Annotated in this window: 14 protein-coding genes; all 14 read right to left on the reverse strand. The window is 70.9% G+C overall.

Translation table 11 applies throughout. The features are described from left to right. Nucleotides 1-82: 82 nt before the first annotated feature. Nucleotides 83-1,069 (reverse strand): EamA family transporter, encoded by a 987-nt coding sequence (locus EXU48_RS04985; RefSeq protein ID WP_207947627.1) that lies wholly within the window; start codon nucleotides 1,067-1,069, stop codon nucleotides 83-85. Continuing rightward, entirely contained in the window at nucleotides 1,066-1,827 is a 762-nt protein-coding gene (locus tag EXU48_RS04990; protein ID WP_133106467.1) for an amino acid ABC transporter ATP-binding protein, read from the reverse strand. Before EXU48_RS04990 ends, EXU48_RS04985 begins: the two co-directional genes overlap by 4 nt. Beyond that, entirely contained in the window at nucleotides 1,824-2,690 is an 867-nt protein-coding gene (locus EXU48_RS04995) for an amino acid ABC transporter permease (protein WP_133106468.1), read from the reverse strand. Before EXU48_RS04995 ends, EXU48_RS04990 begins: the two co-directional genes overlap by 4 nt. A gap of 10 nt (nucleotides 2,691-2,700) precedes the next feature. Beyond that, complete coding sequence (locus tag EXU48_RS05000) at nucleotides 2,701-3,561, reverse strand: ABC transporter substrate-binding protein (RefSeq protein ID WP_133106469.1); 861 nt, start codon at nucleotides 3,559-3,561, stop codon at nucleotides 2,701-2,703. 140 nt (nucleotides 3,562-3,701) lie between these two features. After that, complete coding sequence (locus EXU48_RS05005) at nucleotides 3,702-4,880, reverse strand: TerC family protein (RefSeq protein WP_133106470.1); 1,179 nt, start codon at nucleotides 4,878-4,880, stop codon at nucleotides 3,702-3,704. Then, entirely contained in the window at nucleotides 4,880-6,010 is a 1,131-nt protein-coding gene (locus EXU48_RS05010) for an adenosine deaminase (protein WP_133106471.1), read from the reverse strand. Before EXU48_RS05010 ends, EXU48_RS05005 begins: the two co-directional genes overlap by 1 nt. A gap of 43 nt (nucleotides 6,011-6,053) precedes the next feature. Continuing rightward, nucleotides 6,054-6,371 carry a DUF202 domain-containing protein gene (locus EXU48_RS05015; RefSeq protein WP_133106472.1) on the reverse strand — a complete coding sequence of 106 codons (318 nt, stop codon included), beginning with the start codon at nucleotides 6,369-6,371 and terminating at the stop codon, nucleotides 6,054-6,056. A 28-nt stretch (nucleotides 6,372-6,399) separates the two neighbouring features. Continuing rightward, nucleotides 6,400-6,783, reverse strand: coding sequence for a YidH family protein (locus EXU48_RS05020; protein ID WP_133106473.1), 384 nt, complete (start codon nucleotides 6,781-6,783; stop codon nucleotides 6,400-6,402). Next, a complete protein-coding gene (locus EXU48_RS05025; protein ID WP_133106474.1) occupies nucleotides 6,780-8,075 on the reverse strand; it encodes a thymidine phosphorylase in 1,296 nt (431 codons plus the stop codon). The genes EXU48_RS05020 and EXU48_RS05025 overlap by 4 nt, the downstream gene beginning before the upstream one ends. Nucleotides 8,076-8,142: 67 nt before the next feature. After that, nucleotides 8,143-8,535: a cytidine deaminase gene (locus EXU48_RS05030; RefSeq protein WP_133106475.1), complete on the reverse strand. Its 393-nt coding sequence runs from the start codon at nucleotides 8,533-8,535 to the stop codon at nucleotides 8,143-8,145. Between the two features lie 16 nt (nucleotides 8,536-8,551). Beyond that, nucleotides 8,552-9,838: an ABC transporter permease gene (locus tag EXU48_RS05035; protein ID WP_133106476.1), complete on the reverse strand. Its 1,287-nt coding sequence runs from the start codon at nucleotides 9,836-9,838 to the stop codon at nucleotides 8,552-8,554. After that, nucleotides 9,835-11,109, reverse strand: a complete 1,275-nt coding sequence (locus EXU48_RS05040; protein ID WP_235856838.1) for an ABC transporter permease — start codon at nucleotides 11,107-11,109, stop codon at nucleotides 9,835-9,837. Before EXU48_RS05040 ends, EXU48_RS05035 begins: the two co-directional genes overlap by 4 nt. Then, on the reverse strand, nucleotides 11,106-12,695 hold the full coding sequence (locus EXU48_RS05045) for an ABC transporter ATP-binding protein (RefSeq protein WP_133106477.1): 1,590 nt from the start codon (nucleotides 12,693-12,695) through the stop codon (nucleotides 11,106-11,108). Before EXU48_RS05045 ends, EXU48_RS05040 begins: the two co-directional genes overlap by 4 nt. Nucleotides 12,696-12,820: 125 nt before the next feature. Then, nucleotides 12,821-13,936: a BMP family lipoprotein gene (locus tag EXU48_RS05050; RefSeq protein ID WP_133106478.1), complete on the reverse strand. Its 1,116-nt coding sequence runs from the start codon at nucleotides 13,934-13,936 to the stop codon at nucleotides 12,821-12,823. Nucleotides 13,937-13,988 lie beyond the last annotated feature (52 nt).

The raw sequence follows: 13,988 nt of genomic DNA on the forward strand, positions 1-13,988 counted from the left end.
CCGGCGAGACCGGGGGCTTCCGCGCGGTCGGCAGCAGGTCGTCGATCCCTTGCCCGAGGCGCGGGCTGGCCAGGACCCACGGTCAGGGTCTGCGCCCGACCAGTTCGTCGTATCGGATCGCGGCCACCCCGGCCACGATCAGCAGTCCGCCGAGGAGTTGCACGAGGCTCGGTAACTCCCCGACGAGCAGCCACGCGAGCACGATCGCGAACAGCACCTCCACCAGGCCGACGAACGAGGCGAGCTTGGCGCCCAGGCGCCGGGTCGCGGCGATCCCGGTCGTGTAGGCGACCACCGTGGAGACCAGGACGAGCGCGATCAGCGCCCCCCACCACGGCACCGAGGCGCCGCTGAGGGTGACGTCCGCCGCGACCACGTGGAGCGGCAGCAGGCCGACCAGGCCGAGCAGCCCGAGGGCTGCCCCGCCGACGGTCATGCCACCCGCCGCCAGCACGAGCGGCGGCAGACCGGTGGTCACGTTCCCGCTGAGCACGAAGTAGCCGGCCAGCCCGCAGGCCGCGGCCAGACCCCAGAGCACGCCAACCAGGTCCACGTCCGCGGCGCCGGTGAGGTCGAGGACGAGCACGAGCCCGGCGAGGGCGAGGGCAACCCCGGCCACGGTCGCCCTCCGGGGCCGCTGGGCGTGCCGCAGCCACAGCCAGAGCACCACCAGGACGACGCCGAGGTATTCCAGCAGCAGTGCGACCCCGACCGTGACGTGGGCGATCGCGGAGAAGTAAGCGAACTGGGTCAGGGCCAGGGCGAGCAGCCCGTAGCCGACGATGAGGCGGGCGTTCGTGCGCAGCAGCGACCACCGGCCGCGCAACTGCACCAGCGCGGGCACCAGGAGCACCAGGGCGGCGCCGGCGATCCGGGCGGTCACCGCCGCCCCGGCGCTCCAGCCGATCTCGAGCAGCGCCCGGGCGATCGGCCCGGACGTTGCGAACACGGCGGCCGAGACCAGTCCCAGCCACAGCCCGCCCACCTGAGCCCGGACCGCGGGGACGGTGTGCGCGAACGAGCCACCGCCGTCGGGCCTGTGCGGACCGGCCCCACCCGCGGCGCTCACGCGTGCAGCCGGGCGAGGAACTCGCGGGTACGCGGCTGCTCGGGTGCGCCGAGGACCTGTTCCGGCGGACCGGACTCGAGCACCCGGCCGCCGTCGAGGAAGCAGACCAGGTCCGCGGCCTGCCGGGCGAAGCCCATCTCGTGGGTCGCGACCAGCATCGTCGTGCCTTCGGCGCGCAGTTCGGCGAGCAGGTCGAGGACCTCCCCCACGAGTTCCGGGTCGAGAGCGGAGGTGACCTCGTCCAGGAGCAGCAGTTCGGGGCCGTTGACGAGGGCCCGGGCGATCGCGGCCCGCTGTTGCTGCCCACCGGAGAGCTGGTCGGGGTAGGCGGTGATCTTGTCGCCCAGACCCACCCGTTCGAGCATCGCGACCGCCGCGGCCTCCGCCTCCTCCTTCGTGCGGCCGTGCACCAGCCGGGGCGCGAGCGTGACGTTCGCGAGCACGCTCATGTGCCCGAACAGGTTGTAGGACTGGAACACCATGCCCATCCGGGCGCGGGCCGCGTTCGCGTCCACCCAGGGGTCGGCGAGATCGACACCACGCAGTTCGATGACGCCGTCGTCGACCTCCTCCAGCAGGTCAACGGCGCGCAGCAGCGTCGACTTGCCGGACCCGGAGGCCCCGATGAGCACCACGCAGGAGTGCTCGGCGACATCGAGGTCCAGGTCGTCCAGCACGAGGTTCGTCCCGAACGACTTGCGGAGCCCGGCCACCCGCAGCAGCGGCGGTCGGAGCGGCTTCGGGGTGGGCCCGGTCATCGGATCGCCCCCACCATCGCGGCGCCGACGCCCCGGCCGCCGCGCCGAGCGTTGTAGGCGTCCACGAGCCTGGTCAGCGGCACCGAGATGAGCAGGAACAGGAAGCCGGCCACCACGTAGGCGGTGAAGTTGTAGCTGCCGCTGACCGCGATCTCGGCGGCCCGGATCGCGTCCACGGCGCCGAGGATCGAGATCAGCCCGGAGTCCTTCTGCAGGGCCACGATCATGTTCAGCAGTGCCGGTGTGACCGCCCGCACGGCCTGCGGGACCACGACCCGGCGAGTGGTCTGGCCGCGGGTGAGGCCGAGGGCCCGGGCCGCCGCCACCTGGGAGGGGTGCACGGACTCGATGCCGGCCCGGAAGATCTCCGCGAGGTAGGCGGTGTAGGTGAGCACGATGGCCAGCGTGCCCAGGAACGTCGCGGTGATCGGCAACCAGGGCAGCCGCAACGCAGGCAGGCCGAAGCCCACCAGGAGCAGGACCAACAGCACCGGCACGCCGCGGAACACGTCGATGTAGATCGTCACGACCGCGCGCAGCGGGAACAGCGCGGGGGCCGTGGTGGTACGGGCGACCGCCAGCGCCAGCCCACCGACCACGGCGATCACACCGGCGACAACCCAGACCCGCAGGTTCAGCCAGAGCCCCTGCGCCACCGCGGGCAGCACCGCCACGAACTCGACCGGGTCGAAGAACGCCTCCCGGGCCCGGTCCCAGCCTGGCGAGCCGACGAGCACCACGAAGGCGAGCACGGCCACCACCACGGTGGACGCGAGCGCGACCAGGAACGACCGGCGCCGCCGGCCGCGCCGGTACGCCGCGCGCGCCAGCGCCCGCTGCGACGGTGTCCACTGCCCGCTCACGGCGGCGGCGTCAGCTCAGCGCGGGGATGTCGTCCGTGCGCAACCACTGCGTGCTGAGCTCGGCGAGCGTGCCGTCTCCCTGCAGGGCGTCGACGGCGGCGGAGACACAGCCGGTCAGGTCGGAGCCGAGGTCGAGGACGAAACCGATCTGGGCCGTCTGACCCGCCTCGGGCAGGGTTCCGATCACGGCGGAGTCCGGGAAGTACACGGTGGAGGCGGCCACGGCCTGGTTCACGTCCATCACGACGGCGTCGATCTGGTCGTTCGTCATCGCCTGCATGGCCAGGCCGGCGTCGTCGAACGGCACCAGCTCGACGGCGTCGCCCCAGGCCGCCTCGGCGATCGGCATCGAGGTCTGACCGGCGGTCACGCCGACCCGGGCGCCCTCGAGCTCCGCGAGCGTGGTCGCGGCGCCGTAGGCACCCGTCTCCTGCACGACGAGTCCCTGCAGGGTGTCCAGATACGGGGTGGAGAAGTCGACCACCTCGGCACGCTCGGGCGTGATCGTGGTCTGGTACGCAGCGAAGTCGAAGGGCTTGATGCTCGGGGCGATGATCTGCTCGAACGTCACGGTCTCCCAGATCACCTGGTCGTGGTCGTAACCGAGGTGCTCGGCGACGGCGTACACGAGCGCCGACTCGAAACCCTCGCCCGTGGTCGGATCCTCGCCCACGTACCACGGCTCGTACGGGACGCTCGTGCCGACGGTCAGGACGCCGTCGGTCAGGGTCGGCAGGTCGCCGCCCACGCACACGGACGCGTCGCCGGTGCTCCCGGGCTCCGTGGTGGATTCCTCGGCACCGCCACCGGAACAGCCGGCCACGGTGGCGAGCGCTGCGGTCAGGACCAGGGCAGGAAGACGACGACGCACAACAGGCCTCTCTCAGGCGAACCAGGGTGGCGCCAGCCGCTGGGCACTGCCCGCGGGCGACATTTGAACTCTAGAACAATCCCGCTGGTACGGGTCCTGATGGCCGGCGACCGAGACATACGTCACGTCACCGGCCGGCCTCAGCCGCCGGTCCGCTCCCGGTGGCTGGCGCGGGCGCGCTCGAGCAGTCCCATGAATTGCGCCTCATCGCGGATCCAGGCGCGCTGCTTCTCGGGCAGCGCCTTCAGCATCGCTTCCTCGGCGAGCAGCTGGTTGTAGACCTCCGCCTGCACCTGCGGGTCCTCGTCCTCGGCCTCCAGGTAGGTCGTCGCGTGCCGCTGCGCGCCCTTGATCGCGTTCATGGCCCGGCCCTTCGGGCTCAACAGCGACGCGAAGATCGTGACCACGAGCACCCCGATGATCACGGTCAGGGACAGTGCGGTGGAGATCTCCACCACCGGGACCGGGTCGCCATCGTTGATGAACGGGACGTTGTTCTCATGCAGCGCGTGCAGGATCAGCTTCACCCCGATGAACCCGAGGATGGCGGCAAGCCCGTAGGAGAGGTAGATCAGCCGGTCGAGCAGCCCGTCGAGCAGGAAGTAGAGCTGGCGCAGCCCGAGCAGCGAGAACGTGGTGGCGGTGAACACGATGTACACGTTGGTGGTGAGGCCGAAGATGGCCGGGATCGAGTCCAGGGCGAACAGCACGTCGGTGCCGCCGATCGCCACCATCACGAGCAGCATCGGGGTGAGCGCCCGCTTGCCGTCCACGATCGTGAAGAGCTTGTCGCCGTCGTAGTGGTCGGAGGTGTGCAGGAACCGGCGGGCCAGCCGGACCATGATGTTCTCGCCGTCGTCGTCGTGCCCCGGCTTGAGCATGTTCCCCGCGGTGATCAGCAGGATCAGCCCGAAGAAGTAGAACACCCAGGCGAAGGTGTTGATCAGCGCGGCGCCGAGGAAGATGAACCCGGTGCGGGCGAACAGCGAGAACACGATGCCGAACAGCAGGACCTTCTGCTGGTCCGCCCGGGGCACCTTGAAACTCGTCATGATGATCAGGAACACGAACAGGTTGTCCACCGAGAGAGCCTTCTCGGTGATGTACCCGGCGAAGTACTCGGCGCCCATGTCCGGGCCGCCGAGGACGAGCACGCCCACCCCGAACAGCAGCGCGATGCCGACGTAGAAGGCGGACCATCGGGCCGCTTCCCCGAGCGTGGGGATGTGCGCCTTGCGCACGTGGAACCAGAAGTCGAAGAACAGCAGCCCCACGATCCCTACGACCGTGACGGCCCAGATCCAGCCGGGCACCTCCATCAGGCTTCCCCTGTCCTACTTCGGTCGTCGTTGTGGTCGCCGGACTGCGCCGCGGCGTATCCGGGTTCGATCTGGTCGGCGATGATGACGCGCATCTCCTGGTGCGGGGCGAACGCGTTCCAGGCGGCGGTCAGGGTGACCTGCTCGAAGTCCTCGAGGGTCCAGCCCGCCTCGGTCGCGAGCGCGAACATCTCCCGGCTCATCGAGGTGGCGGACATCAGCCGGTTGTCCGGGTTCAGGGTGACGGCGAAACCCATGTCCCGCAGGACCGTGATCGGGTGTTCGGCCACCGACGCCGCGATCCCGGTCTGCAGGTTCGACTGCGGGCAGACCTCCAACGGGATCTGCCGGTCCAGCACCCACTGGGCGAGGTCGCCGAGCGCCGCGAACAACTCACCGTCGGGATCGGTGCCCAACTCGATGTCGTCCATGATGCGCACGCCATGGCCGAGCCGCAGGGTGCCGCACAACTGGAGCGCTTCCCAGATGCTCTCCGTGCCGGCCGCCTCCCCCGCATGGATCGTGTACGGGAAGTTCGCCTCGCGCAGGCCCCGCAGCGCGGGCAGGTGTCGGGACGGCGGGAAGCCGTCCTCGGGCCCGGCGAGGTCGAACCCGACGGCGCCGCGATCGCGGTTCGCAAGGGTCATCTCGGCGATCTCGGCGCTCCGATCGAACTGCCGCATCGCGGACGGCAGGGTGCCGACCCGGATCCGGCGGCCGGCCTCCGTGGCCTCGGCGACGCCCTCGCCCAGGCCCGCGTGCACCGCGTCGAGCACCTCCTGCAGGCTCAGCCCACCGGCCAGGTGCTGCTCGGGGGCGTACCGAAGTTCGGCGTAGACGACGCCGTCTGCGGCGAGATCGACCACGGCCTCGCGGGCCACCCGACGCAGACCCGCCTCGGTCTGGGTGACCGCCAGCGTGTGCACGAAGGTCTCGAGGTAGCGGTTCAGGTCACCGGCGGAGGCCGCCTGCACGAACCAGGCCGCGAGCCCGTCCGGGTCGGTGCTGGGCAGCTGGTGCCCCACCTCCGCGGCCAGGTCGATGATGGTCGCCGGGCGCAGACCACCGTCGAGGTGATCGTGGAGCACCACCTTCGGCAGCGCGACGATGTCCTCGTAGGTGAGCGTCATAGGCCGAGCGTAATGGCGCACCGGACCCCGCGCGCAACGCACTTCACGCGGCCAGACCCGCGATCGCGAGGGTGGCACCGAGCCCAGCCAGCACCACGACCGACAGGCCGACGTGCAGCAGCGCGGTCCACGGCCCGTTCCCCTCGTGCCGCCAGCGCCGCAGATCACGCAGCACCAGCACCAGCAACGCCAGGGCGGCCAGCCCGGCGACGGCGGCGATCACCGGGCGCTGCTGCCGCTCGGCGGTCAGCGCGACCAGCATCGCACCGAGGACCGCGGCGAGCATGGTCCGGTTCCACGCCAGCATCGTTCGCTGGGGCTGGGCCCCGGGGTCGCCCGCGAGCCCGTGGACGGCCCTCACGGCCGGCCCGCCACGCGCGTCGGGATCCTCATCCGAGGGCCTGGACCACGGCGTACCCGGCGAGCACCACGGCGATCGCGGCCACTCCGACGACCAGGATCGGCAGCGCGCTCGGCGCGGGCAGGGGCTCGCCCAGCCGTAGGGCCCGCTCGGTGCGTCGCCAGCCCACCAGGGCACCGACCGCGAGGGCGCCGCCGGCAAGGCAGGCCAGGGCGGCGACCACGTCCAGCAGCGGGCCGCCGACGGCGAACGTCGCCAGGGTGGTCAGGGCGACGCCCCCGGCCACGAGGGCCAGACCGGTGCGCAACCACGCGAGCGCGGTGCGCTCGTTCGCGAGGGAGAACCGCGCGTCCGGCTCGGTCCCCACCCCGTACACGGACCCGGGCCGGCGCTCCGGGGCCGGTCCACTCATGAGGCGGCGACCCGTTCCAGGACCACGGCGCCGTCCGGTGGCCGGGACCCGGCGGGCGCGATGGTCACCGCGTCGGCGAGCACCTCCGCCGCCCGCGCGAAGCGGTCCGGGGTGTCCGTGTGGAGCGTCATGAGCCGCTGGCCGGCGCGCACCGCCGCGCCGGGCTTGGCGTGCAGTTCGATACCGGCACCGGCCTGGACGGTGTCCTCCCGACGGGCCCTCCCCGCGCCCAGACGCCAGGACGCGACGCCAACGGCGAGGGCGTCGAGGCCCACCAGCACCCCGTCGGCGGGTGCGAGGACCTGCTCGGTGTGCTGCGCCGTCGGCAGCGGTGCGTCGGGGTCGCCGCCCTGGGCGGCGATCATGCCCCGCCAGGCGTCCATGGCCCGACCGTCGGCGAGCGCGGCGGACGGGTCCGCGTCCGGGCGGCCGGCGGCGTCGAGCATCTCCCGGGCCAGGGCGAGGGTGAGCTCGATGACGTCGGCCGGGCCCCCGCCGGCGAGTACCTCGACGGACTCACGGACCTCGAGGGCGTTGCCCACGGTGAGCCCGAGCGGCGTGGACATGTCGGTCAGCAGCGCACTCGTGCGCACCCCGGCGTCGGTGCCGAGGTCGACCATGGTGCGGGCCAGCTCACGGGCCTCGTCCAGGTTCTTCATGAACGCCCCGGACCCGACCTTGACGTCGAGCACGAGCGCGCCGGTGCCCTCGGCGATCTTCTTGCTCATGATCGAGGACGCGATCAGCGGGATGGACTCGACCGTGCCGGTCACGTCACGCAGGGCGTACAGCTTGCGGTCGGCGGGCGCCAGACCGGACCCGGCCTGGCAGATCACGGCGCCGACGCCGTCGAGCTGGGCGAGCATCTCGGCGTTCGTGAGGGCGGCACGCCAGCCCGGAATCGCCTCGAGCTTGTCCAGGGTGCCGCCGGTGTGCCCGAGTCCGCGCCCCGACAGTTGCGGCACGGCCACGTCGAACACGGCGACCAGCGGTGCCAACGGGAGGGTGATCTTGTCGCCGACACCCCCGGTGGAGTGCTTGTCCGCGGTGGGGCGGGACAGCCCCGAGAAGTCCATGCGTTCGCCGGAGGCGATCATCGCGGACGTCCAGCGGGCGATCTCGGCCCGGGTCATGCCGTTGAGCAGGATCGCCATGTTGAGGGCGGCCATCTGCTCCTCGGCGACCACGCCCCGCGTGTAGGCGTCGATGACCCAGTCGATCTGGGCATCGGTGAGAACCTGCTGGTCCCGCTTGGTGCGGATGACGTCGACGGCGTCGAAGGCTTCGCTCATGGCCTCAGCCTAGTGAGCCGGTTCCGCCGGGGCCCGGAGGTTCGCTCCAACCGCCGCCCCACAGGGTTCAGGCCTCCAGGGCGTCCGGTCCGAAGGCGTCCGGGAGCACCTCGGTCATCGGTCGGATGCCGGAGACGGTCTCCACGAGCAGGTCCGGCCCACCGTGCTCCCAGAGCAGTTGCCGGCACCGGCCGCAGGGCATGATCGTGTCCCCGTTGCGGTTCACGCAGGTGAAGGCGGCCAGCCGGCCCCCGCCCCCGGTGATCAGCGCGGACACCAGGGAGCACTCCGCGCACAGGGTCACGCCGTAGGCGGCGTTCTCCACGTTCGCGCCCACCACCAGGTCGCCCGTGGTGGTGAACGCCGCCGCGCCGACGGGGTAGCCCGAGTACGGGGCGTACGCGCGGGTCATCACCGCACGTGCGGCGGTGCGCAGGGCGTCCCAGTCGATGTCGGTCACGGCGACCTCCTCGCGCTCACGGGTACGGCTTGCCCTCGGCGGCAGGCGGACGGATGCGCCCGACCAGGCCGGCCACGGCGAAGATCGTCGCGAGATACGGAAGCATCGCGAGCAGTTCGTACGGAACCGGGGAGCCGATGTTGCCGAGCACCCGGTTCAGCGAGTCCGCGAACCCGAACAGCAGGGCCGCCGCGAGGGCGCCCGTGGGACTCCACCGGCCCAGGATCATCGCCGCGAGCGCGATGTAGCCACGGCCCGCGGAGACCTCCTTGGTGAACGGCAGCGCGGCCGCCACGAACGCCGAGCCACCGAAGCCGGCGATAGCCGAGCCGAGCACCACGTTCCGGTACCGGGTCCGGTTGACCTTGATCCCGACCGTGTCCGCGGCCTTGGGGTGTTCGCCCACGGCCCGCACCCGAAGTCCCCACCGGCTGCGGAACAGCATCACCTGCAGCACCGCGACCACCACGTACATGACGTAGACGATCACGGTCTGGTTGAACAACGCCGGGCCGATGACGGGGATCTCGGACAGACCCGGGATCGCGAAGGACGGCATCCGCGGCGGGTTGTTCAGACCCTGCGGGTTCTGCGTCAGCACGGTCGAGAACAGGTAGTTCGTCAGGCCGAGGACCAGCACGTTCAGCACCACGCCGACGATGATCTGGTCCACCCGGTACTTGATCGAGAACACCGCGAGCAGCAGGCCGACCAGGGCCCCGGCGATCGGCGCCGCTATCAGGCCGATGTAGGGGTTCCCGGTGGCAGAGGAGACCACCACGCACAGGAACGCGCCCGCCAGCAGTTGTCCCTCGATCGCGATGTTGATGATGCCCGAGCGCTCGCACAGCACACCGGCCAGTGCCCCGAACACGAGAGGCACAGCGGCCGTGATCGTGGTCGAGAGCAGGAGCGGCAGGGGCAGCCCGCCGGTGTTGCCGGCGACCGCCCAGATCAGGAACGCGAAGAGCATCACGATCCCGAACGCGATCGGGATCACGCCGAGCCGGCGCCGGTTCAGCGTGGCCCAGAAGGACAGCCCGGTGAGACCGAACGCCACGACCAGGAGGACCAGCGCAGACCCCTGGGACGGTAGGTGCAGGGTGCCGATCTGGATCGCGTCCGCCGACCGGGACACGACGATCCTGGAGATCCTGCCCGGGTGGGTGAAGATGACGAAGGCGAGGAGCCCGACGATGCTGATGACGCCGAGGATGATCGGCGTGCGCCAGGAGACGGGGGCCATCGCCTTCTCGTCGAGCAGGCCGTCGGGTGTCAGGCGGGGGTTGGCCAACTGACTCATGCCGCCACCTCCTTGACTCGGCGGGGCCGGTCGGGCGAGGGCAGGAAGAAGATCGATCGGACCAACGGCGGGGCGGCGATGAACAGCACGATCACGGCCTGGATCACCAGGACGATGTCGATCGGGGTGTTCGAGACGGTCTGCATCAGCGGCGACCCGGCCCGGAGGGCCCCGAACAGGAGGGCGGCGAGCACCGTGCCCAGTGGTCTGGACCTGCCGAGCAGGGCCACCGTGATCGCGTCGAACCCGATCGATCCGGCGCTGCCGGCCTGCAGGGTCTTGTCGGTACCGAGGATCTGGGCGGCGCCGCCGAGTCCGGCGAGGATGCCGGCGGTGACCATCACGAACACGAAGATCATGTTCACGTTGATGCCGGCCGTGCGGGCGGCATCCATGTTCGCGCCGACGGCCCGGAACTTGAAGCCGATCGTGGACCGCTCCATCAGCCACCAGACCAGCGCCGCGGCGCCGAGGGCGAGGAGGAAGCCCCAGTGCAGCCGGAACCCCTCCCCGAACAGCAGGGGGAGCCTCGCGTTCTCGCCGACCGCGGGCGAGATGGGCCGCGACCCACCTTGCCGCAGCACCGTTGTCGTGAGCAGGTAGGTGACCAGCCAGATCGCGATCCAGTTCAACATGATCGTCACGATCACCTCGCTGGCCCCGGTGCGTGCCTTGAGGAAGCCGGCGATCCCGGCCCAGAGCCCGCCGACCACCATCGCGGCGATCACGGCCATCACCACGTGCACGACCACCGGCAGGGACCAGGTGATCCCGACGTAGGTGGCGGCGGCGGCGCCCATCAGCACCTGGCCCTGGGCCCCGATGTTGAACAGGCCCGAGCGGAACCCCATCCCGAGGCCGAGCGCGGCGAAGATCAGCGGCGTGGCCGCGACCATCGTCTCGGTGATCGGGCGGATGGCCCGGGCCAGGGTGGGTGCCTGGAAGTCGAACACCGCGCCACGGAACAGCGACGCGTACGCCCCGGCCACGCTGTTCCAGGCTGCCGAGACCGTGTCGAGCGGGCGGGCGAAGAAGTAGGTCGAGGCCTCGCGGACGTCCTCGTCCGCGATGGCGATCAGGACGCCACTGATCACGAGCGCGGCGACGATGGCCAGCAGGGTGACCAGCCAGTTCGAGGTGAGCATCCGGTGCATCGCGTCCCGGAGCCATTGGTCGTCGGGCCGGGTCGCGTCGCGGTTGCCGCGGGCGCCGGTGCCGGGGTCCTGCTCCGGGACCACTGGGCTCTCCGGGTTCTCCGGTTCCTGGGTCACGAGGGCTCCTCACTCTGCTGGTCGTCCGCGATGACGTCGGCCTCGTGCAGGAGCGTCGGGTGCTCGGCCGCCTCCTGTTCCGCGGACTCCGGTGCCACGCCCGCCATCATCAGGCCGAGCACGTCGCGGTCGACGTCGCCGCCCACGATCCCGATGATCTTCCCGCGGTACATCACGGCGATCCGGTCCGCGAGGGCCATCACCTCGTCGAGTTCGGTGGAGACGATGATCACTGGGGTGCCGTGGTCGCGCTCGGCGACGATCCGCTTGTGGACGAACTCGATCGAGCCGACGTCCAGGCCACGGGTGGGCTGGGAGGCGATGAACAGCTTCAGCGGGCGCGACATCTCCCGCGCGAGCACGACCTTCTGCTGGTTCCCGCCGGAGAGGGTGGAGATCGGCGCCTCGACCGAGGGGGTGCGCACGTCGAACTCCTCGACGAACGCCTCCGAGCGCTCCCGCACCACCCGCAGGTCCATCGCGATGCCCCGGGCGTACGGCGGGCGGTCGTGCTGGTCGAGGATGATGTTCTCGGCCACGCTGAACGAACCGATCAGCCCGTCCGTGCTGCGGTCCTCCGGCACGAACCCGACGCCCGAGTCGAGCACGTCGTTGACCGAGAGCCCGGTCAGTTCCGTGCCGTCGAGCACGATCGACCCGGCGATCGGGGTGCGCAGGCCGAGGATCGCTTCGGTGAGCTCGGTCTGCCCGTTGCCCTGCACCCCGGCGATGGCGAGCACCTCGCCGCCGCGGACGGTGAAGCCGACGTCGTCGACGACCCGGCGCCCGACGGCGTCGGTGACCACCAGGCCGGAGACCGTGAACTCGCCGTCCGCCAGCTGGGCCGGCGCCTTCTCGACCCCGAGACTGACCGCGCGTCCCACCATCAGGGAGGCAAGCTCGGCCTCGGTGTCCTGCGCGGTGGCGGTGCCGACCACCTTGCCGCGCCGGATGACGGTGATCTCGTCGGCGATGGCGCGGACCTCGCGCAGCTTGTGGGTGATGAACACGATCGAGGTCCCGGCGTCCCGCAGCTGGCGCATGATCTCGATGAGCTCATCGGTCTCCTGCGGGGTGAGCACCGCCGTCGGCTCGTCGAGGATGAGCACCTCGGCGTCCCGGGACAGGGCCTTGATGATCTCGACCCGCTGCTGCACGCCGACGGGCAGATCCTCGATGAGGGCGTCGGGATCGACGTCGAACCCGAACCGCGCCGAGATGTCGCGGACCAGCGCGCGGGCCCGGTCCAGCCCGATGAGGCCGAGCGGTCCGGTGGGCTCGTGGCCGAGCACCACGTTCTCCGCGACCGTGAACACGGGCACGAGCATGAAGTGCTGGTGGACCATGCCGATGCCGGCCGCCATGGCCTGGCCGGGTCCGGCGAACTCCACCGGTTCGGAGTTGACGAGGATCTGTCCCTCGTCGGGCGTGTAGAGCCCGTAGAGGACGTTCATCAGCGTTGACTTCCCGGCGCCGTTCTCACCCAGGAGCGCGTGGATCCGCCCCGGCTCGAACGTCAGGTCGATCCGGTCGTTGGCGACCAGGTCCCCGAATCGCTTCGTGATGCCACGGAGCTCGAGCTTCACCGCCTGCCTCCTTCACGTCGTGGCACGAACTGTATCGCCGTGCCGGCACGGCGAACGGCGGACGCAGCCGACGGCCCGGGCGACCGTGAGGTTGCCCGGGCCATCGACAGGCGTCTACGCGGGGATCAGTTCGCGCTCGGGGACTCGATGACGAGGTCGCCCGCGATGATCTGCTCGCGCAGGTCCTCGATCTCGGTCTGCAGCTCGGCCGGCACCTGGTCCTCGAAGGAGTGGTACGGAGCCAGGTCCACGCCACCGTTCTCCAGGGTGCCCACATACGGGGTGGCGTCGAAGTCGCCGGCGACGGCGGCGTCGATGGTGTCGAACACCGAGTTGCCGATCAGCTTGATCACGGAGGTCAGGATCAGGTCCTGGTACTCGGCGTTGGACTCCTGCTCGAAGCCGTCCGAGTCGACCCAGATCACCGAGACACCCTCGTGCTCGGAGGCCGCGGACAGGGAGCCCGCACCGACCGGCCCGGCCACCGGCAGGATGATGTCCGCGCCGGCGGCGATGAACTGCTGCGTGGTGTTGTACCCGTTCTCGGTGTTCGTGAAGTCACCGGTCATGGAGCCGTCCTGGGCTTCCTTGTCCCAGCCGAGCACCTGGACGTCGGTGCCGTGGGCCTCGTTGTAGGCGGCGACGCCGTCGACGAAGCCGTCCATGAAGATCGTCACCGACGGGAACGCCTGGCCGCCGTAGGTGGCGACGGTACCGGTCTGGGTCATGCCACCGGCCAGGTAGCCGGCCAGGAACGCGGCCTCCTGCGTGTTGAACAGCAGCGGCTTGGCGTTGTCGAGCTCGACCGGGGAGAAGTCCGGAGCGGAGAACGCGGAGTCGACCAGCGCGAAGTGGAGGTCGGGGTTCGCCTCCGCGGCGGCCTGGATGGTGTCCTCGAGGGCGAACCCGACACCGATGGTCAACGAGCAGCCGGCCTGCACCATGGCGTCGGCGTTCGCGGTGTACTGGCCCGGGTCGGTGGACTCGGCGGACCGGATCGTGATGCCGAGATCGGCCTCCGCGCGCTCAAGGCCCTCGAAACCGGACTGGTTGAACGACGCGTCGTCGAAACCGCCCTCGTCGGAGATCATGCAGCCGATGAAGTCGGAGTTGTCGGCGGCCTCCGTGGTGGTCTCGGTGTCACCGCCCGCCGTCTCCTCGTCCTCGGGGGCCGCGCCACAGGCGGCCAGGGTCAGGGCGGCGACGGCGAGGGTGGCCACCGCGTAGATCGGCTTCTTCACGTGAACTCCTGTGTCTCTTCGGCGCCCACGGGGTGTCGCGGGCGCGATCCCA

Origin of the sequence: Occultella glacieicola (assembly GCF_004353825.1) — a bacterium.
Taxonomy (GTDB): Bacteria; Actinomycetota; Actinomycetes; order Actinomycetales; family Beutenbergiaceae; genus Occultella; species Occultella glacieicola.